General features: G+C 59.7%; 19 protein-coding genes. 7 read left to right on the top strand and 12 right to left on the bottom strand.

Annotated features, from left to right (window positions below):
* Positions 1-59 precede the first annotated feature (59 nt).
* Both E5K02_RS09030 and E5K02_RS09025 read right to left on the bottom strand, forming a co-directional pair.
* Positions 60-830 carry a tetratricopeptide repeat protein gene (locus E5K02_RS09030; protein WP_135394173.1) on the bottom strand — a complete coding sequence of 257 codons (771 nt, stop codon included), beginning with the start codon at positions 828-830 and terminating at the stop codon, positions 60-62.
* Positions 831-1,013: 183 nt separating this feature from the next.
* Positions 1,014-1,661 carry a tetratricopeptide repeat protein gene (locus E5K02_RS09025; protein WP_135394171.1) on the bottom strand — a complete coding sequence of 216 codons (648 nt, stop codon included), beginning with the start codon at positions 1,659-1,661 and terminating at the stop codon, positions 1,014-1,016.
* A 235-nt stretch (positions 1,662-1,896) separates the two neighbouring features.
* On the opposite strand from E5K02_RS09025, the gene lpdA reads away from it, so the two are divergent.
* On the top strand, positions 1,897-3,291 hold the full coding sequence (lpdA, locus tag E5K02_RS09020; protein ID WP_135394169.1) for a dihydrolipoyl dehydrogenase: 1,395 nt from the start codon (positions 1,897-1,899) through the stop codon (positions 3,289-3,291).
* A gap of 98 nt (positions 3,292-3,389) precedes the next feature.
* On the opposite strand, the gene E5K02_RS09015 is transcribed toward lpdA, so the two are convergent.
* The 3 genes from E5K02_RS09015 to E5K02_RS09005 form a co-directional block, all read right to left on the bottom strand.
* Entirely contained in the window at positions 3,390-3,839 is a 450-nt protein-coding gene (locus E5K02_RS09015) for a hypothetical protein (protein WP_135394167.1), read from the bottom strand.
* A 62-nt stretch (positions 3,840-3,901) separates the two neighbouring features.
* Positions 3,902-4,459, bottom strand: coding sequence for a hypothetical protein (locus E5K02_RS09010; protein WP_135394165.1), 558 nt, complete (start codon positions 4,457-4,459; stop codon positions 3,902-3,904).
* A gap of 68 nt (positions 4,460-4,527) precedes the next feature.
* Positions 4,528-5,466 (bottom strand): DMT family transporter, encoded by a 939-nt coding sequence (locus E5K02_RS09005; protein ID WP_135394163.1) that lies wholly within the window; start codon positions 5,464-5,466, stop codon positions 4,528-4,530.
* Positions 5,467-5,603: 137 nt separating this feature from the next.
* Here E5K02_RS09005 and E5K02_RS09000 point away from each other — a divergent pair, with 137 nt between their 5' ends.
* The 4 genes from E5K02_RS09000 (at position 5,604) to E5K02_RS08990 (ending at position 9,975) form a co-directional block, all read left to right on the top strand.
* The gene (locus tag E5K02_RS09000) at positions 5,604-6,944 is read left to right on the top strand and encodes a replication-associated recombination protein A (protein WP_135394160.1); all 1,341 of its coding nucleotides are present in this window, start codon (positions 5,604-5,606) and stop codon (positions 6,942-6,944) included.
* Positions 6,945-6,954: 10 nt separating this feature from the next.
* The gene (locus E5K02_RS26040) at positions 6,955-7,089 is read left to right on the top strand and encodes a hypothetical protein (protein WP_262709840.1); all 135 of its coding nucleotides are present in this window, start codon (positions 6,955-6,957) and stop codon (positions 7,087-7,089) included.
* Between the two features lie 160 nt (positions 7,090-7,249).
* Positions 7,250-9,010 (top strand): signal peptide peptidase SppA, encoded by a 1,761-nt coding sequence (gene sppA, locus E5K02_RS08995; RefSeq protein WP_135394158.1) that lies wholly within the window; start codon positions 7,250-7,252, stop codon positions 9,008-9,010.
* A gap of 146 nt (positions 9,011-9,156) precedes the next feature.
* Positions 9,157-9,975: a purine-nucleoside phosphorylase gene (locus E5K02_RS08990; RefSeq protein WP_135394156.1), complete on the top strand. Its 819-nt coding sequence runs from the start codon at positions 9,157-9,159 to the stop codon at positions 9,973-9,975.
* 70 nt (positions 9,976-10,045) lie between these two features.
* Here the strand turns inward: E5K02_RS08990 and E5K02_RS08985 are convergent, their stop codons facing one another.
* The 4 genes from E5K02_RS08985 to E5K02_RS08970 form a co-directional block, all read right to left on the bottom strand.
* Positions 10,046-10,915: a DUF4249 domain-containing protein gene (locus E5K02_RS08985; RefSeq protein WP_135394154.1), complete on the bottom strand. Its 870-nt coding sequence runs from the start codon at positions 10,913-10,915 to the stop codon at positions 10,046-10,048.
* Positions 10,916-10,947: 32 nt separating this feature from the next.
* Positions 10,948-13,284: a TonB-dependent receptor gene (locus tag E5K02_RS08980; RefSeq protein ID WP_135394152.1), complete on the bottom strand. Its 2,337-nt coding sequence runs from the start codon at positions 13,282-13,284 to the stop codon at positions 10,948-10,950.
* Positions 13,285-13,484: 200 nt separating this feature from the next.
* Positions 13,485-13,790: a thioredoxin gene (trxA, locus tag E5K02_RS08975; RefSeq protein ID WP_135394150.1), complete on the bottom strand. Its 306-nt coding sequence runs from the start codon at positions 13,788-13,790 to the stop codon at positions 13,485-13,487.
* A 157-nt stretch (positions 13,791-13,947) separates the two neighbouring features.
* Positions 13,948-14,394: a hypothetical protein gene (locus E5K02_RS08970; RefSeq protein ID WP_135394148.1), complete on the bottom strand. Its 447-nt coding sequence runs from the start codon at positions 14,392-14,394 to the stop codon at positions 13,948-13,950.
* 269 nt (positions 14,395-14,663) lie between these two features.
* On the opposite strand from E5K02_RS08970, the gene E5K02_RS08965 reads away from it, so the two are divergent.
* A complete protein-coding gene (locus E5K02_RS08965; RefSeq protein WP_240737208.1) occupies positions 14,664-14,996 on the top strand; it encodes an HNH endonuclease in 333 nt (110 codons plus the stop codon).
* Positions 14,997-15,060: 64 nt separating this feature from the next.
* Entirely contained in the window at positions 15,061-16,140 is a 1,080-nt protein-coding gene (locus E5K02_RS08960; RefSeq protein ID WP_135394146.1) for a DUF6687 family protein, read from the top strand.
* Here E5K02_RS08960 and E5K02_RS08955 read toward each other — a convergent pair.
* The 3 genes from E5K02_RS08955 to E5K02_RS08945 form a co-directional block, all read right to left on the bottom strand.
* On the bottom strand, positions 16,137-19,580 hold the full coding sequence (locus E5K02_RS08955) for an AAA family ATPase (protein WP_135394144.1): 3,444 nt from the start codon (positions 19,578-19,580) through the stop codon (positions 16,137-16,139). The genes E5K02_RS08960 and E5K02_RS08955 overlap by 4 nt on opposite strands.
* Positions 19,581-19,678: 98 nt before the next feature.
* Entirely contained in the window at positions 19,679-20,920 is a 1,242-nt protein-coding gene (sbcD, locus tag E5K02_RS08950; protein ID WP_135394142.1) for an exonuclease subunit SbcD, read from the bottom strand.
* Positions 20,921-21,038: 118 nt separating this feature from the next.
* Positions 21,039-22,415, bottom strand: coding sequence for an MBL fold metallo-hydrolase (locus E5K02_RS08945; protein WP_135394140.1), 1,377 nt, complete (start codon positions 22,413-22,415; stop codon positions 21,039-21,041).
* Positions 22,416-22,811: the final 396 nt, after the last annotated feature.

The following is a 22,811-nucleotide window of genomic DNA, read 5'->3' as shown; positions in this document are numbered from 1 at the left end:
ACGCCCTTTCAGCTTTTGTTGAGAGGGCGTTGGCTACGGGCGGGTTGGGTGGCTGTCGGCTATTCTTTGCCGGCGTAGCGGCGCAGGCTTTTGCTGGCCTCGGGGTTGAGCTTGGCGGCCTTTTCCAGGTCCGACTTGGCTTCGTTGGGCTTGTTGATCGATGAATAGCTAATGCCGCGGTACTCCCAGGCATCGGCGTAGGTGCTGTCCAGGGTAAGGGCCTTGGTGAAATCCGGAATTGCTCCTTTGAAGTTGAACAGCTGCATTTTGGCCGCCCCACGGCCAAAGAAGGCCTCCTTGTCATCGGGCCGGTATTTCAGGGCCTTGGAAAAGTCGCTGATGGCAGGCGTGTACTCCTTGAGCTTGAGGCGGGTCAGGCCGCGGTTGTAGTAGGCTTCGGCATTGGTGGGCTTCAGGCGGAGCACGGTGTTGTAGTCGGCCACGGCTTCCCGGTAGTCTTTGAGGTGACTTTTGGCCTTGGCCCGGAGCAGCAGGGCGTCGGCGTCGCGGGGTTTGGCTTTCAGGGCCGCATCGGCCGTGCGGATATCGGCCTTGTAATCCGCGTTGTTCTTGCGGGCCGCCGGCTCCACTACCACCGGCGTCGTTGGGGCGGAGCTGGCCGTGGGGCCGGTAGCGGCAGAAGAGGCTGGCGTTGTAGCGGCCGTCGACGCATCGGTTACGGCCGACGCAGTAGCCACCCGCGGGGCCGACGACTCGGCCGCAACGGCCCGCCGCGCCCCGGGCGAATCTTTTTCAGCGGTGGTAGCGCACTGAGTAGTAAGCAGAACCGTAGCCGTGCCGGCTACAAAATAAAGTACTCGGTTTTTCATGGGGTAAGAAGCAGACAATCAGAAAGAACTTCACGGGCCAACGTACGCCGGAGGCTGCCCCAAAAGGCGGCTTTTGGCGTATCCAGCGTGTAGACGTGAAGCAGAGCTATAAGTTGCCCATTTCTCACAAAAAAAGCGCCCGGACTAACGGGTCCGGGCGCGGGCTAACTGACAGATACTTATTTACTTGCTCGGACGGTAGCGCTTCAGGGTTTTGGCAGCTTCCGGGTTCAAGGCGGCCGCTTTTTCCAGATCCTGCACGGCCAGTGCATCCTGGCCCGCGTGGGAGTAGCATACGCCGCGGTACTCGTAGGCATCAGCATTTTCGGGCTCCTGCTCGATAATCTTACCAAAGTCTGCAATAGCCCCCTTGAAGTTAAGAGCCTTCATCTTAGCCACTCCGCGGTATAGCAAGCTGGGCTTGTGAGTGGGGTCGTATTTCAGAGCTTTGGAGAAGTCGGCAATGGCGGGCTGGAACTTGTCGTCGCGCAGGTTGGCTGTGCCGCGCAGGTAGTACCATTCCACATTGGCAGGTTGCAGGCGCAGCAGCACGTTGTAGTCGGCCACGGCCTCGGCGTAATCCTTGAGCTCGACGCGGGCCTGGGCCCGGCTCAGCAGAGCCTCCACATCCTTGGGCGTAGTTTTGAGCGTGGCATCCGCGGCCTTGATCCGGGCTTTGTACTCGCTGTTCGACAGCCGTTTGGCCGGCGCAGAGGCCGAGAAGCTGCTGGCCGTGGCGGCCGACATGGCCGTTCCCGTGGAGGCTACTTGTGCGTGGGCGGCGGGCAGGGCCAGCACGCTCAAAAGCAGGAGGGTAGAATACTGTTTCATCGGATAAGTTTGTTAGAGTTCGGGACAGAAGAGGGGCGGCTGCAAATGGTGTTGTGGGGTTGATGCCTGGCCGGGGCAAACCCGGGCCGAAGCCGAGTGCGGGAAGACGGATTCGCTCCTTATCTTTACCGCACCAGAACGAGCCGTTAGAAGCCCACTGGCAGATTCTTTCGTTACCACAAAGCGTTGTTTTCCTGGTAAGGATAAAACAATTCTTTATAAAACACAAACTAATATGGCATTGCAATACGACCTGGTCGTTATCGGCAGCGGCCCCGGAGGCTACGTAGCTGCTATTCGGGCTTCCCAGCTCGGCTTGAAAGTAGGCGTGGTAGAGCGGGAGTCGCTCGGCGGAATCTGCCTCAACTGGGGCTGCATCCCCACCAAAGCCCTGCTCAAAACGGCTCAGGTGTATGAGTACCTCCAGCACGCCCAGGAGTACGGGCTGAAGGTGGGCGAAACGGGCTTCGACTTCGAGGCCGTTATCAAGCGCAGCCGCGGCGTGGCCGATGGCATGAGCAAGGGCATCAACTTCCTGTTTAAAAAGAATAAAATCGACACCGTAGCGGGCGTGGGCAAGCTGCTGGCCCCCGGCAAGGTGGAGGTAACCAAGGCCGACGGCTCGAAAGAAACCGTAGAGGCCAAGCACATCATTCTGGCCACCGGCGCCCGTTCGCGCGAGCTGCCCGCCTTGCCGATTGACGGCCAGAAAATCATCGGCTACCGCCAGGCCATGGTACTGCCCACCCTGCCCAAGAAAATGGTGGTAGTAGGCTCGGGGGCCATCGGCGTCGAGTTTGCCTACTTCTACCGCACCATGGGCACCGAGGTAACGGTGGTAGAATACCTGCCCCGCATCGTGCCGGTGGAAGACGAGGAAGTATCGCGCCAGATGGAGAAGTCCTTCAAGAAAATCGGCATTGAGGTTATGACCTCGGCCGAGGTAACGAAGGTGGACACCAGCGGCGCGGGCTGCAACGTAACCATCAAAACCGCGAAAGGCGACCAGCAGATTGCCTGCGACGTGGTACTGAGTGCCGCCGGCGTGGTTACCAACCTCGAAAACCTGGGTCTGGAAGAGCTGGGCATCAAGGTAGAGAAGGGCCGCGTCATCGTGGACGACTACTACCAGACTTCGGTGCCCGGCATCTACGCCATCGGCGACATCGTGCCCGGCCCCGCCCTGGCCCACGTGGCTTCGGCCGAAGGCATTATCTGCGTCGAGCAGATTACCGGCCACCACCCCGAGCCGCTCAACTACCAGAACATTCCCGGCTGCACCTACGCCCAGCCCGAAATTGCCAGTGTCGGCCTCACCGAGAAAGAGGCCCGCGACAAAGGCTTCGACGTGCTGGTGGGCAAGTTTCCCTTCTCGGCTTCGGGCAAGGCGTCGGCCGCCGGCGCCAAGGACGGCTTCGTGAAGGTTATCTTCGACAAGAAGTACGGCGAATGGCTTGGTGCCCACATGATTGGCTCCAACGTGACGGAAATGATTGCCGAGGTAGTGGTGGCCCGCAAGCTCGAAACCACCGGTCACGAAATCATCAAGGCTGTGCACCCGCACCCCACCATGTCGGAAGCCGTGATGGAAGCTGCCGCCGCCGCCTACGGGGAGGTTATTCACCTCTAAGACTCTTCGGATTCAGAATACGAAAAGGCCCGTTGCAGCAATGCAGCGGGCCTTTTTGTGTAGGTATTGTTCGGCGAGTAGGGAGTTCGTAGTGGGAATTAGCCGGAAATCCAGTTTGCAATTGTTTGTATTCCGTTCCCAATGCCCACTAGCAGAGAAATCAACAGAAACACCCCGAAGCTAAGTAAAACAAAGCCTTGTAGGTTATCGGAAAATCTATCGAACAAGGCCCGTGGTTTTGCTTCGGGCTGCGACGCGGCGCTGTAGTTTACTGGTTCGATATAATGAACAAGGATGTCGCCATCCAGCCAAGTAGCATCTTCAAAATCAAGCGGGATAATGGTTTCGGTTTCGTGCGCCAGCGTTGCCTCAACCTGAGTTGCCGCCCGCAAAATTTCGGCGGCAAAGAGCTTTAGCCCCGCTTTATTGGCTTTGATAAAGCTTGCATCGGGCTCATCCCCGTACTGAAAAATGCCGAAATAAGCCCCGCTGGCTGGCGTGTCGGCCTCCAGCTGGGCCACAAGCGTGGTTAGTTCCTCGGGTGTCATTGGCGGCAGAGTATCAAGAGGTCAGCAAGGTAGCAGTTAACGGCCAGCAGTAGTTGCTGACCTTATGACTGTAGGCTGGCCAACTGCACTTCCAGCCCGGCGTCCAGCAGCGGCCACTGGCGGCGGTTGGCAAAGGTGTACTGCTGGTAGCAGCCCAGAAACGCAGCCGTTTGTTGGGCTACTTTTGGCTGAGCTGCCGGTGCCGCGGCGGCCTGCTCGTAGTCGGCCGATAAGCCGTAAATCCAGCCTACTTCCTGGTCGGAGACGACTAGGGTCCGCAGGCGGTAAAGCGAAGTAAGCGTGGGGCCTAGTGCCCACTGGCCGGTTACGAAAAGCTGGTGCAGCCACGCCAGGGCGGGCCGCACCGAAAAGGAAGCTTCGGGAAAAGCCTGCCGCAGATACGCCAGTACCCGCTGCTTTTCGGTGTGCAGCAGCCGGTAGAGTTCCCCAAAAAACGCGTCGGGCTCGTCTTCGCGCAGCAAAACCTCATCGACCCAGTCGCTGACGTCACGAATGGTAAAAACCTCTAACTGCAGGCCTAAACGAGTATAAAAAACAGCTTCGACTATTGGCAGCTCCTGAAACTCGATATCCAGATTCATCGGGTGTTTTTGTTGCAAATAAAGCACGGGGTAGCCCGCTACATAAGCCCATGAAACGCTGCCGCCTAAGCCAATATTGCCACCGGCTACTCCCGCACGGGCTCCAGCACCGCAGTTTCGGCCGCTACCGGGGCCTGCTTGGGCTTGCGACTCACCAAGAATACCCCGCCGAAAATAAGGGCGGCCTGCAGCGCCCGGGCCCAGGTGAAATGGTCTTTGCCCAGGGCTACGGCAATGAGTACGGCCAGAATGGGCTGCAGGTAGATATAGACGCCCAGCAGGGCGGGGGAGGCGTACTTCAGCGCCCAGTTATTGAGCAGGTAGGCCATAATCGTCAGGCACACGACCATATACACGATTTCGGCCCAGATGTAGAGCGGAAAGCTGCTGTAGTCGGCCGTGAGGGCCCCGCGCCAGCCGAAGGGCACGGCCACGACGGCGCCTACCAGAAAGATGCGGGCCAGCACCGTGAAGGGATGGTAAGTGCGCATCAGGGGCGTAACGATAACCAGGTATACCCCAAAGGCGGTGGCATTGAGCAGAATAAAGAGGTTGCCCAGCGTGGCATTCGGGTATACTGCCCCGCCGGCTTCCCGGCTCAGGATAACGGTGGCTGCCCCAACGCCGCCCAGCAGAATACCCAGCACCCGCAGCAAGGTTATTTTTTCGCGCAGCAGCACGGCCGAGGCAATGACCACGACAATGGGAGCAATGGTTTGCAGCAGGGAAGCATTAATGGGCGAGGTGTAGTTCAGGCCCGAGAAGAACAGCAGCTGGTTGCCCCCAATGCCGATAATGCCGCACAAAACCGACCGGATGTTGTCGGCCCGGCCCAGAATCTGGTCCTGGGGGGCTACTAGGCGGCTCACGATGCCAAAGAACAGGGCCGCGCCCAGAATGCGCAGGGTCACGATGCCGAAGGGGCCCATATAGTGCGGCATCACATCTTTGGACAGGCTATAGTTGGCCGCGTAAATGACGGCCACCAGAAATAAAGCCGCGTGGACGCGGAGAGAATTTTTCATCGGGGGCAAAGGTAACAGGCGCGGCCCCGGTTCGGGCGCCGTATAGCAACCGCAGGAAGCGGCGGCGGTTTTCTGCAGGGCGCCGGGCTAACCCTGACGCCGCCTCCCGCCGTACCTTTATAGCTTATTCCTTTCCTATGGCTACCGGCTCCCTTTTCGACTCCGAACCTTCTTCCTCCGCTGCCGCCACGCGCCCACCGGTGGCGGCCAACGCGCCCCTGGCCGAGCGTCGCCGGCCCCGCACCCTCGACGAGTACGCCGGCCAGCAGCACCTCATCGGGCCCGAGGGCGTGCTGCGGCGCTACCTTAATGCTAAGCGCCTGCCTTCCCTGATTTTGTGGGGCCCGCCCGGCGTGGGCAAAACCACCTTGGCCCACTTGCTGGCCGAAGCCCTGGGGCAGCCCTTTGCCGCTCTGAGCGCCGTTAATGCCGGGGTCAAGGACGTGCGCGACGTTATCGACAAAGCCAAGCGGCAGCGGGGCACGGTGCTGTTTATCGACGAAATTCACCGCTTCAGCAAGTCCCAGCAGGATGCCTTGCTCGGGGCCGTGGAGCAGGGCATCGTCACCCTGATTGGGGCTACGACCGAGAATCCGTCGTTCGAAGTCATTCCGGCCGTGCTTAGCCGGGCCCAGGTCTACGTGCTCGAGCCCCTGAGTAAGGAAGTGTTGACAGACTTGGTCGACAAAGCCCTGGCCGAAGACGAGCTGCTTAAGCAGAAAAAAGTGCGGGTGGCTGAGTACGGGGCCCTGCTGCTGATTTCGGGCGGCGACGCGCGCAAACTGCTCAACCTGCTCGAAATCGTGGTAGAGTCGAGCCGGCCCGACCCCGAAACCGGCGAAATCGTCATCACCGACGCCGTAGTGCAGCAATTGGCCCAGCAAAACCTGGCCCGCTACGACAAGGGCGGGGAAATGCACTACGACGTCATATCAGCCTTTATCAAAAGCATCCGCGGCTCCGACCCCAATGCGGGACTCTACTGGCTGGCCGTGATGCTGGAAGGGGGCGAAGACCCCAAGTTTATTGCCCGCCGCCTGCTGATCCTGGCTTCCGAAGACGTCGGCAACGCCAACCCCAACGCGCTGATGCTGGCCCAGAGCTGCTTCCAGGCCGTGACGGTTATCGGCATGCCCGAATCGGACATTATTCTGGGCCAGACGGTGGTGTACCTGGCCACTTCGCCCAAGAGCAACGCCAGCTACAAGGCTATCCGCGAGGCCCGGGCTCTGGTGCGCCAGCAGGGTGTGCAGGCCGTGCCCATCCCGCTGCGCAACGCCCCCACCAAGCTGATGAAAGAGCTGGGCTATGGCAATCAGTACCAGTACTCCCACGACTACGAAGGTAGTTTTGCTTACCAGGAATTCTTGCCCGAAGCCCTGAGCGGCACCGTGTTCTACCACCCTGGCCACAACCCGGCCGAGCACAAGATGCAGGAGCGCCTGCGCCAGTGGTGGGGCGACAAATACGGGTATTAAATCATTAGCCATGAAACGTGTAGTGCGCATCGGGGTCGTTATCTTCCTGGCTTTGCTGGCCGTGCTAATTTTACTCTGGAGCCAGATTCCGGATATCGACAACGATGCCGACATCGATGCTAGGTTGGGTCAGAGCCAGCACTAAGACTGGTTGGCAATATTCAGGGATTAACTAAAGTATCAAACCCCGGATTTCGTTAGACACCTTAGAAGCAACGCTAACCAGCTTTTTTCCCTCTATGCTGGAGAGCCGAAAGCCTTCTACATTTGCTTACTATCCAACTCGCTATTCCTTTCCTTTTTGCATGAGACAATTTCTGAAGTACGTCCTGGCCACGCTCACCGGCCTGGCACTGTTTGCGCTGGTGGGCGTTATCATCGGCCTGGGCTTTTTGGTGGCTGCCGTCAGCGGCGACTCGGCGGCCACGGTAGCCAAAGACTCGGTGCTGGAGCTCAAGCTCGACCGGCCCGTGTCGGAGCGGGAAAGCCGCGAATCCTTTGCCGCCTTGTTTAGCAGCCAGGCCGATAATATCGGGCTGGATCAGCTCAAGCTGGCTATCCGCCGGGCCAAGAAAGACAACGACATCAAGGGCATTTTCCTGAACGTGGAGCTGGTGCAGGCCGGCATGGCCTCCCTGGAAGAAATCCGCAATGAGCTGCTGGACTTCAAGAAGTCGGGCAAGTTCATTGTGGCCTACAACGACATTGCCTCCGAGAAAAGCTACTACCTCACCTCGGTGGCCGATAAGCTCTACCTCAACCCCCAGGGCACGCTCGAGTTCAACGGGCTAAGCTCGGAGACGTACTACTACAAGAACCTGTTCGAGAAGGCCGGCATTGAGCCGTATATCTTCCGGGTGGGCTCGTTCAAAAGCGCCGTGGAGCCTTACTTCCGCGACTCGATGTCGGATTCGGCCCGGCTGCAAACGTCCTCGTTCCTGAACTCGATTAACAACTACATGTTGCAGAACGTGGCCAAAACCCGCGGCATTGAAACGGCCCGTCTGAAAATGATTTCCGACTCGATGCTGGTGCACAACGCCGAAGATGCCAAGCGCCTGGGCCTGGTGACCAACCTGGGCTACTACGACCAGGCCCTCGACTTTATGAAGGGTAAAGTAGGGCTGGACCAGAAGAAAAAGCTGAGCCTGGTCGGCCTGAGCGACTACCAGGATGCCGACGACAACGAAGACGGCAGCACCAGCGACAACCGCATTGCCGTTATCTACGCCGACGGCGACATCGTGACCGGTAAGGGCGGCAACGACAACATTGGCAGCACCCGCTTCGCCGACGCCATTCGCCAGGCCCGCCTCGACGACAACGTGAAGGCCGTGGTACTGCGCGTCAACTCGCCCGGCGGCTCGTCGCTGGCTTCCGACATCATTTACCGGGAGGTAATTCTGACCAAAAAGGTGAAGCCCGTGGTCTGCTCGATGTCGGATGTGGCGGCTTCGGGCGGCTACTTCATTGCCATGGCCTGCGACACCATCGTGGCCCACCCCAACACTATCACCGGCAGCATCGGCGTATTTGGCGTGTTGCCCAACATCCAGCCTTTGCTGCGCGACAAGCTCGGCATCACCACCGACCGGGTTACGACCGGCAAGTTCTCTGATTTGCCTACCATCACGCGGCCCCTCACTGCGTTTGAGAAGCAGCAGCTGCAAAAGGAAGTGGACCGGATCTACGCCGACTTCACCACCAAGGCCGCCCAGGGCCGCCACATGCCGGTAGAGCGGCTGCGGCGCCTGGCCTCGGGTCGGGTATGGTCGGGCACCGAAGCCAAAGCCCGCGGCCTGGTCGACGTGCTGGGCTCGTTCGAGGACGCCATGCGCATTGCTGCCCGCCGGGCCAACCTGAAACAGGACGACTACAAGATTCAGCGCCTGCCCCGCCAGAAAAACATGCTGGAAAGTATGTTCAACACCGCCAGCGAAGAAGCCCGCCTGCACCTGGTGAAAGAGGAAATGGGCCCGATGTACCCCGTGTACGAGCAGTACAAGAAGCTCTCAACCATGACCGGCGTGCAGGCCCGTCTGCCGTTTGAGCTGAATATTCAGTAGCTGATTCGTTGCCTCGTGACGGTTCAAACAATTCTGGCCAAACAATTTAAATTGTTTGGCCAGAATTGTTTGAACCCATTTGGGCGGTTATTTCTTTCCGGACAGTTGCCCGGCAACAGCTACCTTTCCGCCCTAAACTCCTTAGCATGCACAACCTGCGCGAAGCCGCCGCCCACATCCGCCAGCAAATCGGCGACTTTCAACCCGAATTCGGCATCATCCTCGGCACCGGCCTGGGTGCCCTGGTTCACGATATTGATATAGCCTTTACGCTGCCCTACGCCCAGATTCCGCACTTTCCGGTGTCGACGGTGGAAAGCCACTCGGGCAACCTGCTGGCCGGTACCCTGGCCGGGCGCCGGGTGCTGGTGATGCAGGGCCGCTTTCATTACTACGAAGGCTACTCCATGCCGCAGGTGGTGTTTCCGGTGCGCGTCATGAAGCTGCTGGGCATTCAGAAGCTGTTTGTCAGCAACGCCTCGGGCGGCCTCAACCCCGACTACAACTACGGCGACCTGATGCTGATTGAGGACCATATTAATCTGCAACCTACCAACCCGCTGGTGGGCAAAAACCTCGACGAGCTGGGCCCGCGCTTTCCCGACATGCTGGAGCCTTACAGCCACGAGCTGCTCAGCCAGGCCCAGGAGGCCGCCCAGCAGCTGGGCTTTGCCGATAAGGTGCGGCGCGGTGTGTACGCCAGCCTGCCCGGCCCCATGCTCGAAACGCCCGCCGAGTACCGCTACCTGCACACCATCGGGGCCGATGCCGTGGGCATGAGCACCGTGCCCGAGGTTATTGCCGCCGTGCACATGGGCCTGCCCGTATTGGCCATTTCCGTCATCACCGACCTTTGCTCGCCCGGCAAGCTCAAGCGGGTGGAAATAGCGGACATTCTGCGCGTAGCCGCCGAAGCCGAGCCGCGCCTGACCAGCCTGCTGCGGGCCGTGCTGGAAAAACAGTAACGCATATCCACCACAGACAAAAAAGGCCCGAAAAGTAGTTTTCGGGCCTTTTTTGTCTGTGCGTGACTTATTAACGGATAACAATCTTGCGGCGGTGGTAGCTCAGAACGGTAAAAACACCCACTCCACCTTCCACCGTCGACTTGACCGACGCGGGCTGCGCAAACGGGTTGCCGTTGGCATTCTGAGCGTCGCTTACCGACTGCAAAAACCGATAATACGGCTGGTCGATGTGGTACAGCGTGACGAGCAGCGTGTCGTTGGTCGAGTAGCGGTAGCTGGTGCCCAAGGTCATGAGCTGGCCGTTGGTCAGCCGGTCATCCAGCTCGAAGTCACGGTTGGGGTCTTTGGAAATACTGTCCTTGTGAATTTGCAGGCGGTAGAAGTCGGCCGTAGCCGCCGGATCCTGAAACTTGACCAGCAGGTAGGCTTTGCGCTCCTCCGCCGTTTTATCGTTGAATTTCCACACCAGCGAATCAATGGTAATGGAAGAAGGCATAGTGGCCGTGCCCTTCACGTGGCGTCCGTGCGTGTCTTTCACATCGAGCTGGAAGGTGTCGCCGGGCTTGGCCACCAGCGGGTTTTTGCCCATGTGCGTGTAGAGCTTCTGGGTGAGCGTGTCCTGACCGGGGGTGAAGCGGAACGCTTCTTTCTGCCCGGAAGGGTGCGTAAGCACCACCGAGACGTCGGTGAGCAGGGTAGGAGTGGGTACGCTCAGATAGGGCGCCGTTTCGCTTACCGTGAGCCGGGGCACCTGCCCGGGCTCCAGGTAGCACTCGACCACGAGTTGGGCCGGAAAAGCCGGCAGCTCGACATCGATATCCTTCTGCAGGTTGCAGCCGGTAGCACCCACCAGAAGCAGCGCGGCTAGAGGCCCCAGGCGGGTGGCGGTCCGCACGCGGCGGGTCAGCTGTTGGAGTAGATAGAAAAAGAAATTCATGAATACAGACACCGCAAGGCCAACAGAATTGCTTAGAACTTAAAGTTATACGTGACGGACGGGATTACCGGAAACAAGGACACCTGCCGGGCCCGGAAGCTCTGCGGAGCCCCGGTGGTTTCATCCCGCTCCTGGTCGAAGTAGATGAAGTAGGGGTTGCGCCGGTTGTAGGCGTTGTACACGCTGAAAGTCAAATCGGACTCGCCCCGCTTGGGCCGCAGCTTGTAGACCATGCCCAGGTCCATGCGGTGGTAGGGAGCCATGCGGTAGGTATTACGGTCCGGGTAAATCGGCACGGCTTCGACATCATCGCCGAAAATATCCTGCATAAAAAACCGCCCCTGGGGCAGCGTCGTCGGGGCGCCCGAGGTGAAGACGAAGGAGGCCGTCAGGTTGATTCGCTCGTTGAGCTGGTGCAGGCCCACCACCGTCAGGTTGTGCCGCCGGTCGTAGGTTGGGTAGAACACTTTGCCATTGTTGACGCCGCTGCCGCCGCGCTGAGCCGGAAACTGCCGCTTGGTCCAGGCCAGGGAGTAGCCAACCCAGCCCGTGGTGCGGCCCGTCTTTTTCTCCAAGTACAGCTCGTTGCCGTAGCTCCAGCCCTTGCCAAACAAAAATTCGGCGTCCAGGTCGCTGTTGCCAAACAGCTGGGCTCCGTCGCGGAAGTCCACCTGGTTTTGGGCCCACTTGTAGTACACCTCATTTGTCAGCAGGTACTTACCCTGGCCTAGCAAGAAGCTAACCCCGGTGGCCACCTGCTGGGAGCGTTGGGGCTTCACGTTCAGCCGCGACGGGTACCAGATATCCGTCGGCAGGGAGGCGCCCGAGTTGCTGACCAGATGCACGTATTGATACATCATGGCGTAGCTGGCCTTGAGCGAGGTTTTGGGCGTGAGCGAGTAGCGCACTGACCCGCGCGGCTCCAGGGCCGCAAACCGGTCGGAGCCGCTCTGGAAGCCCGTCAGGCGCAGGCCGTAGTCGAGCTGCAGTTCCTCGGATGCCTTGAAATTATCGGAGGCGTATACCGATGCTTCCTGGCCCCCATATATCGTTTCCGAACCAATGTTCAGGCTGCCATCAGTGCTGTTGGCCGAGAGGCGGCCCACGTTGAAACGGTGATTGGTGGCACTCACACCCAGGCGCAGGGTGTGCTTTTCATTGGGCTGGTAATCCAGGTCGGAGCGCAGGGCATAGTCCTGAATTTCGGACGACAGGCTGAAGCCAAACTGGTCAAGCTTGTTGGCAATCTGGTACTGGTAGCGGGTCGCCGAGAAGGAGGTATTCAGGAACAGCTTCGGTGAAAACACGTGGTTCCAGCGCAGCACGCCCACGGTGTTGCCCCACACAAAGTCAAAGTTGAAGCCCCCGGTGCTGTTAAAGCCGAACACGTCGCGGCCGTAGTAACCGGTCAGAAAAAGCTGGTCTTTCTGCCCGATCTTGTAGTTGGCCTTGGCGTTGAAGTCGTAGAAATAGTAGTCCGGAATCGGGCTGTAATCCTCCGTGTCCTCGTTCATTTTGTTGATCTGGCGGGTAAACACGTCGAAATACGTCCGCCGCCCCGACAGCGTGAAGGAGCCTTTGTCTTTTACAATTGGGCCCTCTACCGTCAGGCGCGACGAAATCAGGCCCAGGCCGCCGCTGATGCCCAGCTTCTGCGGGTTGCCCTCCCGGGTTTTTACATCCACCACCGACGAAAGGCGCCCGCCGTACTGGGCCGGAAACCCACCCTTGTAGAGGTCCACGCTCTGAATAGCATCGGCATTGAAGACGGAAAACAAGCCGAACAGGTGGGAGGGGTTATACACCACCGCATCGTCGAGCAAAAACAGGTTCTGGTCGGCCGAGCCCCCGCGCACAAACAGGCCGCTGGTACCCTCGCCCCCGTTTTGCACCCCAGGCTTGAGTTGCAGGGTTTTCAGCAAATCAACTTCCCCGAACAGGGCGGGTAGTAGCTTGGCGTCGCGGGCACTAAGGTGCTCTACGCTCATCTGGGTGGTTTGCAGCTTCTGCTCCAGCGTCCCTGTACCTTCAATAACAACCTCCCCGAGTTGGTTGCTGGCTTCGGCCAAGCTAAAGGACTGGCGCTGAGATTTGGTCAGATTCAGTTCCCGGGTTTGCGTTACGTAGCCAATAAAGGAAATAGCCAACTGGTGCCGGCCTTCGAGCAAAGTCAGGGAATAATATCCGGTGGAGTCGGCTGTTACGCCCGTGCCCAATGCTGGCACGGCTACCGAAGCGCCCGGCAAGCCACTACGGTCGGCGCTGGAGCGCACATAGCCGCTGAGTGTAAAGCGCTGCTGCGCCTGCACCGACAGGGCACTGAGTAAGAAGAAAACACTAAACTGTAAAACCGAAAGATATAAGCGCATTGGGGCAAATAGAACAAGCAACTGCAAAGGTAGTCAGCTTCGCTTGCCAAACGCCGGTTGTAGACGGATAGTTTAAGGCTAGTGCCTGTTACTGAGTAGCCTACCAGATATGCAAAGCAGCCGGCTCGGGTAGCTTGCTGCAAACCGAGCTGCCCGGGCCGGTTTGCTATAGAGCCCGGGAAGACCGGAAGGGTTGCTTGTTACAGGTAGTTCTGCACCGTTTGGGCAAGTTGCTGGGCCGGTACCACCCCCGACTGCCGCCACACGGGCTGGCCTTTGTGAAATAAAATCAGCGTCGGAATGCCCTGCACCCGAAACTGCTGGGCCACGGCGGGGTTGCGGTCCACATCAATCTTGATGACTTTAAGCTTGCCCTGGTGCTGGGCCGCTACCTGCTCCAGAATGGGAGCCATGGTTTTGCAGGGGCCGCACCAGTCGGCGTAGAAGTCGACCAGCACCGGCATACCCGGGCTGTTGATTAGCTCACTGAAGGATTTTTTAGGCATTGGGCAGAGACGGTAAAGTTAATAGGGAAGCTGGCAAGCAGCTCGGCGTAGCTGGTATACGCAGCGCCGGGGCGCTTGGCAAATTGCTGGGTACAAAAAAACCCGCTCTACCGAAGCAGAGCGGGCTATAAGAATGGAATACTTGCCAGGTAAGCAGTTAGCGGCGGTCGACGACGGTAATATCATTGCCAACCTCCGGGAAGGTAAAGCGGCCTCCCACTACTTTCTTGCCTGACACTTGGCATTCCCAGGTGTAGCGGCCCGGGGTGCCTTTCGCTGCCTCCCCCGACTCGGTTTTGAAGTAGTCGGGGTCGGAGGGCTCCGACGGGAAGATAACGTCAACGCCGTTCTGGCCTTTTTCGATCTGCTTTACCAGGATATATTCTTTGCCAGTGGTTTGGCTGGTCACGACAAAGCGGGCCGTGTAGTTGCCGAGTTGGCCAAACTTGTCCATCACGCCCATTTTGATGAAGGCGTCGGTTGATACCAGCCAGGTCTGAGCCTTAGATGTTGTTGGAGTCAGTACCAACAAGGCTACCACCAAGCCGGCTGCCCGGAGCAGATGAGAGAGGCGAAGGGAAGTGTTGTGAGTAAAGTCACGCATGGTGTGTATGTAAAAAGGTTATGAGTTGCTAAAAGGGAAAAAGTTAGAAAGCGCGGGGTGGGATGAGGAGATAGGAACCTGATTTGGAAAGTAAAAAAGTTGTTGAAGCACCGGGAATAGCGAATAGAAGTGACTTTACTCCATCCCCGCAACCAAATATAGAATTTATTTGCACGCAGATGCAACATATTTTTTTATTTCTCGTCGCAGTCCATTTATAAAAAGCATGCCAACTATTCTTTTCGCAACCATCTGCCTGTCTTTTGCTTATGGCTAAGCGTCGAGCTAAGCTCCTCCAGTGGCCGTTGCCCGTTGAGCTTGCCTCAGGCACTGAGCCTACCTGCGAGTTGTGCCAGCGCGAAGTGCGCTCCGTAACCCGCCATCATTTGGTGCCGCGGGAAGAAGGAGGCCGCTATGGCCCCACCGTTGCCCTGTGCCAGCCTTGCCACAGCACTATTCATTTGTTGTTGAGTAATCGGGAATTGGCACGGCAGTATGCCACCATCGAGGCATTGCAGCAGGCGCCCGAGTTGCAGAAGTACCTGCACTGGGTTCGGCGCAGCCGCGTTGAGCATATTTCAAACCGCCGGCGCCGGCAGTAGCTTTGGGGCCTGAGGCAGCCGGTTGTGCTGGCCCTCCTGGTCCGGCGTGCTTTTAAAAACAGATATGACGTATCGATTTGTACCGTTTGCCTCCTTGCGGCAGCAGCCCACTATTGTGGTTGACAGTACTGCCACCGGGGCCGCTTTGGTACTGGCCCACTGGCGGGGTGCCCCAACTCCGGTAGCCCTGCGCGACGATACCAGTGCCGGCTCGGTGCTGCGGGCCCTGCGCCACCCTGCAGCACCGGGCCTGGAAGCGGCGGCAGTTACGGCCAATCATTTCGATGTGGATGGCTTCGTGGGAGTCTGGAGCCTGCTGCATCCCGAACTGGCCCTGGCGCATGAAGAGTTGCTGCGGCACACGGCCCGGTTGGGCGACTTCCGGGAGTCGGATTGGCAGCAGCCCCAGGCCGAGCACGCCTTGCAGCTGGTGTGCTGGCTGAACGCGAAGGAGAAAGAGCTGTTTTATCCGCCTTTCGGAGCCCCCAGGTTGCGCCGCCGGGAGGATGAAGCCTGCGTCGAGAAGTTCGAGTGGTTTCTGCCCCGCTTTGCCGACATGGTGCGGCAACCAGATAGCGGACGGGCGGCCTGGGCCCCGGAATACGAACGGGTGCAACGGGCCGTAGAGCTGATGCAAAGTCCGGCCGTGCAGCTCACGTGCTACCCCGACATCGGCTTGGTGGTGGTGCGGGCTCCCGAGCCCTTACCGTACTACGCTCTTTTTGGTCCTACTGCCGGCTACGACATCGTGCTGAGCCTCTACGATGCGCAGCGCTACGAGCTGGAATACAAATACACTACCTGGGTAGACCTGGAGTCGCGCCCCACGCTGCCCCGTCTGCCCTTAGCCGGTTTGGCCGCCCAGCTAAACGCCCAGGAAACAAGCCCGTACCGCTGGACCTTCGACGGTATTACCGACACGGGCCCACTGCTGCGGCTGGCCGGCAACACCCTGAAAAAGCCCGAGCGCTACGCCGACCCCGACCAGCGCCCGTTGTACACTTCCTCGATTGCGCCACAGGTGGTAGAACAGGCGGTAGTAAGCTTCTTCAGGCAAGGCTACGCCCACATGCAGCCCCGGCGCTACTGGACCTGGGCCGATATTCGGGCCGCGGCTCCCCCAAGCGCCGTTAGCAAAGCTTAGTCTACCTCGACCCCGAAGCCGACAACCCGCAGCGAGCTTACCCCGCCGGCCCCTTTGCGCACGCTAATCTGGGTAGTTACCCGCTCTTTGAGGGCTTCGACGTGGGAAATAATGCCAATGGTTTTGCCCGAGCCTTGCAGGGTTTCCAGGGCCGATAGCGCCACTTCCAGCGTGTCGGGGTCGAGCGTGCCGAAGCCTTCGTCGATGAAGAGGGTGTCAATCTGGGTTTTGCGGCCGGCCAGTTCCGACAAGCCCAGGGCCAGGGCCAGGCTTACCAGGAAGCTTTCCCCACCCGATAAGGAGTTCATCGTGCGGCTGTTGCCGGCCTGATATTCGTCTACAATGAGCAAATCCAGGTGTTCCTCGGGGTTGCGGGTGATGCGGTACCGGTCGGTGAGACGGTGCAGGTGGCGGTTGGCCAAATCCACGAGGCGGGCCAGGGTCAGGCCCTGGGCAAACTCGCTAAACTTCTTGCCGTCGGCCGAGCCGATGAGGTCGGCCAGCTGCCGCCAGCGCCGGGCTTCCTGCTGCTGCTTGTCCAGCTGCTCAACCAAGGCTGCGTGTCGCTCCAAGCCCCGGTGATGGTCGAGCAGGCGCTGCTGCCGCTGGCCAAGCTGCTGGTTGAGCTGGGCGAGCTGCTCATTCAACCCTTGTAACTGTTGACGCACGGTTTCGGCGGGCTCCGTGGTCAGGTTGCGGGTTTGTTCTTGCTGAAACTGTTGGGCGGCTTCGGTCAGGCTTTGCTGGGTGGCTGCCACGGCCCGCTCGTGGGTTTGGAGTTGGTCGGCCAGGCGGCGCACCTCGGTATCGGGCAGCAACAGCGTAGCCAGGGCGGCCGGATCGGGGGTAAGGCCGGCCGTTTGCAGTTCCGCTACCAGCGCTGCGTGCTGCTGCTCGTGCTCCAACTGTTGCCGGGCCGCTTCCTGCTCACTCTTGCGCAAGCTTTCCGTTGCCACCGACAGGGCCGTTTCCTGCCCTTTCTGAGCTTCGGTTAGTTTTTCCAATTGCTGGGTAGCCTGCTCCACTGCCGCCGCCAACTCCCGGATGGCAACTGCCACGTTGGCGCCGGCAAACAGCTCGTGCCGCTGCTGCTTGTGCTGCTGAATGGCGGCGTGCTGTTCGAGCAGTTCTTGCTTGTGGGTCCGCAGGGTTGTTTGCAGCCGCTCCCGCTCTTCCTCCGTTTTCTCAAACGTGGCACTGATGCCCGCCAGGGCCTGCTTGGCTTCCTGCTGGGCCTGTTGTTTCTGGCTGAACTCGGCCGCCCGCTTGCTGGCCAGCTCCATCAGGGCCCGGCCGTTCTGGTCGGCGAATTCTAGGCCGAAGTTGCTGAGCTGGCTACTGATAATGCCCCGCACGGTAGGAATCCGCTCTTCGGCATCGCGCAGCTGTTGGCTGAGCTTATCCGCATCCTGGGCGTAGTCGTGCTGCTGGCGGGCGGCGCCGGTATGCTGGCTGCTGGCCTGGGCCAGTTGCAGCTCGGCGGCGGCGCGCTGGCGCTCCAGCTCCTGCAGTTGCTTTACCAGCATCCGGACCTGCTCCCCAACCTGGGATTCCTCACTTTCGGGCAGCAGCTGAATCGGCTCATCCAGGCCGGTTTCCTGGTCGCCGGTGGTTTGCTCCAACATGGTGACGTAGGTATTCAGGCGGTTGAAGCGGGTGCCCAGGGCTCGTACGCGCTGGCCTAGTTCTTCCTCGCGCTGGGTGTCGCGTTGCACCGAATCCTGGCTGATACCCAGCACACCGGCCAGGTAGGGATGCTCCAACGCTCCGCACACGGGGCAGGGCTCCCCGGGCACGAGCAGCTGCCGCGTGTCGGTGTGCGAGAGTACCAACTGCTGCATCTGCAGACTGCGGCGCAAATCGTCCCAGTGCTGCTGCTGGGTTTCCTGGTCCTTTTGCAAGGATGCTACTTGGTGGCGCAGGCGCCGCAGCCACCGGTTGCGGCCGGCCAAGGCGGCCTGCTGTTGAGTCGCCAACTCAGTCAGTTGCTGCTGGGCCGTGGCGGCGGCTTGCTGGTGGGCAGCGGCGGCCAGTTCGGCCTGCTGCTGGCGCTGACGCACTTCCTGCAGGCGCAGCCGCAACTGGCTGAGCTCAGAGTTCAGATGCTCCCAGTCCTGAATATTGGCCGACAGCTCGGGCAGTACCTCCGCCAGCTCACTCACGTTGGCATGCAGCTCGAGCCACTTGCTGAGCTCCTTGAGCTGGGCCTGCAGCTCGCGCAGGCGCCCGGCGGCCTGCTCGGCACTAGCTTTGAGCTGCTTGCACTGCTCATTATTCCGGTCATACTCCTGCTTGCCCTTGAACAGTTGAGCCTCTTCTAGTTGGATAACCGTGTCGAGCTTTTCCGCTTCGCGCAGTTTGGGCTCCTGTTGCTGCTGAGCTTCCACGGCGGCATCCCGGGCTTGCTGGGCTTGTTTGCGGGCTTGCTGGGCACTGGCAAGCTGTTCCTGCAACCGGGGCAATCCTCGTTGCAACTGCTCGGCTTCGCTCTGCAGGCGCTGAATTTGGGTTTGGGCCTGCTGCAGCAAGGCCCAGGGTGTGCGGAAGGGCAGGGCCTGCTCGTGCTGGCTTACCCGCTGCCGGATCGGCGACAATGCCTCGGCTTCCTGAGCCAGCGTCAGGAGGCGCTGCTGGCCGTGGTGCTGGCGGGCGGTCAGCTCTTCCAGGCGCCGCAGCCAGATCTGGGCTTCGCTCAGGCGCTGCTGCTCAGCCGTAGTGGTAGTGAGCTGCGTAGTAAAATCATGTACTTCGGCCTCGAGGGCGGCTACCTCGTCGGGGCTGAGCAGCGTGACGCCGGCCAGACCGGCGCGCAAGACCTCTACCTGCTGGTTTTCCTGCTTGGCTTTCTCAAACGCAGCCCGGGAAATATCGGAGTACTTGCGAGTATCGGTAATCTTTTCCAGCAGCTGGGCCCGCTCGCCGGGGCTGGATTTCAGGAACTTGGTAAACTCGCCCTGGGCCAGCAGCACCGAGCGCAGAAACTGCCGGTACTCCAGGCCGCTAAGCTCGGCTACCCGGCCGGGCACCTTCGACTTATAGGTCTCTAAAAACGACCACTGCTCTTCGGCCTGCGGGTGTTGGGGCGCCTGGTATTCGCTCAGCTCCATGGTGGGGGGCTGGAGCTTGCCATCGGCTTTCTTGCGCGAGCGGTACTGGCCCCACTTGGAGCGGTAGCGCTTGTCGTTTACCTGAAACTCTACCTCTGCCCAGCTCTCACCCGTACCGTGGCTCATCACCTGCTCGGGGCCGCTGCCATCGTGGCGGGGCACCTGGCCGTAGAGGGCCAGGGTAATGGCGTCCAGAATGGTGGTTTTGCCCGCGCCGGTAGGGCCGGTAATAGCAAACAAGCCCGCATCCGACAGCGGCGAGGCCGCAAAGTCGACTTCGTGCTGCCCGCGCAGGGAGTTCAGGTTAAAAAAACGGACGCGAAGAATCTTCATTCGAAAAAAGCGTCAGGCTATGAGGAAGGCGGGTGGCCAGTAAGTAGCAGCGGCCCCAGCAGGTAAGTAAAGATACGGTGGATTGTGCAGCTGGCTTGCTAGGAATGATGCTGGTGCATCCACTCCAGCAGCTCGTCAAAGGCGCCCAATAATTCCGGGCGGCTGACCTCGGGTTCGTCCGCCAGGCGGCGCTCAAATACTTCCCGTTCCGTAAAATCGTGCAAGCTGGGCGTCAGCGGGGTCTCATCAGCCTCGGTGCCCAAAGCCCGCAGCGTGACGAGGCGAAAGTGGCGGCGCGACAGTACCTCGATGTGCTGACGGTCGAGTAGGGCAATGGTTTTGAGCAACTGCTCGGCTACTTCCAGCTGGGTTAGTTCGGAGCGAACCTCCACGTCTACCCAGGCGGGCAGCCGAAAACCGGTGTTGTCGTAGGTTTCCAGGCTGGTAATAACGTCGGGCAAAGAGCCGTGGAAGCGGGCCAGCCGGCGGGTGCCGGGTACGGGCAGGGCTTCCAGAGTCTGGAGCTTGCCTTCCGCAAATTCCAGCAGCAGGATTTCCTTGGGATGGTCGATTTCCGAAAATGACAGCGGAATCGGGGAGCCGCTGTAGCGAATATGCTCCCGGCCGCCCACGCGCTGGGGACGGTGCAAGTGGCCCAGGGCTACGTAGTCGAAGATAGTGGGAAAGTGGTCGGCCGTGACTTGGCCCAGGTTGCCCACGTGAATGGTGCGCTCCGAATCAGACGGCGCCGCTCCGGCGGCGTAGAGGTGACCGGTAGCCAGCACGGGCAGGCCCAGGTCCTTGAGCTGCCATACCCGCTCGACTTCGGCCACGCGGGCATAATGATCGGCAATGCCCTGCTTGATGCGGGCCTCCCGTTCCTCGGCCGACTCGCCCGGCACCGAAAGGCGCACGTCCCGGTCGCGCAGGAAAGGCACGGCGCAGACGACCAGTCCCGGCTGGCCGTTGGCATCATCGAGTACCAGGACTTGGTCGTCGAAGCAGTCGGGTACGCAGCCGACTACGTGCACGCGCAGGTGGCGCAGCAGGCGGGCGGGGGCGTTGAGCGTGGCCGGGGAGTCGTGGTTGCCGCCCACCACCACGATGTCGCGGCAACCGGTGCCGCGCATGTTCAGCAGAAACGAATAGTACAGCTCCAGAGCCTGGTTAGAAGGCGAGCCGGTATCAAAAATGTCGCCGGCTACTACCAGCACTTCCACCCGCTGCTCCCGCACGACGTCTACCAGCCACTCCAAAAAGTAGCGGTGCTCGTCGGTTCGTTCGTGGCCGCTGATAAAGCGTTGGCCCAAGTGCCAGTCGGCAGTATGTAGTACGCGCATATTCTTCAAAGATACTATCTCCGCATTGGGTTCCCGCCGAAGCAGGCAGCACAAAAAAGCGGAGGCCCGCCGAGGACAAGCCCCACGAACCTCCGCCTTATGCCTGGCAAGAGCTTGCTTAGTGAACCGCCTGCTTTTGGAAATCGGTAATCGCCTCGCTCAAATCGTAGATCTGGGCACCGGGCAGCGCGGCTTCCAGAATGCTGCTGCCCGCCGCCGACCGGTAGCCCCCGGCGCAGTGCACCAGGATTGGCTTGTTGGTGGGCACTTCGTGGGCCCGCTCCCGCAGCTCGGGCAACGGAATCACCAGGGCATCGGCAAAAACGGGCTGCTTAGCTTCGGTATAATTGCGAATATCGACGATGGTGAAGTCTTCGGGCCGCTCGCGCACGTGTTCCACCTCGGCAACCGGGCTGCTAGCGGGTAGCACGGTAGGCGTTAGCAAGGCCCCTTTGATATTGGTTTCATAACCGATTTTGGCCGCCTTGCGGATCACGGTATCCAGGGCAATCTGCGAATCGGCAATCAGGTAGAACTGCTCATTCGGGCCCACTACCGAACCCAGCCACGTTTCGAATTTGCCCCCGTCCTGCAGGTTGATGGAACCAGGCAAATGCGCTTGTTTGAACTCAGCCTGCGGGCGGGTATCAATTACGAGTACGCCATTTTCCAGAGCAGCATTGGGCTGCACGCGGGGTACGGCCCGAATACTGTCCTCAAAAGGCAGCGCGCCGACTTTGTTGAGCTGCACATCGTGGCCGAAGTATTTGGGCACGAAGGGCTGGTCTTCCAGCAACACTTTTACAAACTCCTGCTCACTCATGGGTTGCAGGGCATAGTTGGTTTTCAGCTCCTTGCCAATGGTGCTGTCCAGATCGGTGCTGGTCGTTTTGCCGCAGAGGCTACCAGGTCCATGCGCCGGATATACCCGCGTAGTGGGGGGCAGGGTCATGAGCTTGGTGCGGGTGCTGTGGTACATCTGCGCCGCCAGTTCCTCCCGCTTGTGCCCACCTACCAGTTCATTTTCGCGCAGGTCGGGGCGGCCGACGTCGCCCACGAACAGCGTATCACCAGTGAACACGGCCCGGGTCTGGGCCAGGTCGTCGATGAGCAGAATAGAAATGCTGTCGGGGGAATGCCCGGGGGTATTGATGGCGTGCAGTTCCACGCTGCCCAGCGTGATACGGTCGCCGTCGTCGAAGGGGCGATGGGAATAGCTGGCTTTTACCAGCTTGCTGCAATAAATAATGGCGTCTGTTTCCTGTGCGATTTCCAGGTGCGACGAGACAAAATCAGCGTGCGGATGAGTTTCGATAACGGCCACAATGTCGGCTTCGTGCTCATCGGCAAAGTCGTAGTACTGCTGCGGGTCGCGGGCCGGGTCGATGATGGCAACCTGCCGGCCGCAGCGGATGGCGTAGCTGGCGTGGGCCAGACCCTTGTCGTAGAATTGCTGAATCTGTACCGACGCGGTACTACTGGGAAGGGGACTCATGGGGTGTAGGGTTGGTGAACGCCAGGCCTCGAAAAGCAGGCGAATAGGTCAAATATAAGAAACAGAGGTTGGAAATCAGGACTGACCAGAGTCAGCAAGGTTTTTATTTGAGAAGATACTCTAAACCGGTCACCAGGCAGTTTCGTTCGGTGGGGGCTGGCTCTACTGCTTGTGTATGTTACAGTTAAGTCGTAATTAAAAAAAGAGCCCCGATCTGTGAAGACCGGAGCTCTTGCGTTGAATTCCGCTGCCGTCTGTAGTTCGGACTTCATCCTCATACCGTTATAAGGTAGCGGATGGTGCAGGAGGAGGCGTTAGGCGTTCAAACTTCGCGTGCGCCACAGGGCTTGGCAATCGTTCAGCAGTGGGTTTAGAAAAATCAGTAATGAAACGCCG

Origin of the sequence: Hymenobacter metallicola (assembly GCF_004745645.1) — a bacterium.
Lineage (GTDB): Bacteria > Bacteroidota > Bacteroidia > Cytophagales > Hymenobacteraceae > Hymenobacter > Hymenobacter metallicola.
The sequence above is the reverse complement of the archived record's forward strand: the minus strand, read 5'-3'. Positions and strand labels throughout refer to the sequence as shown.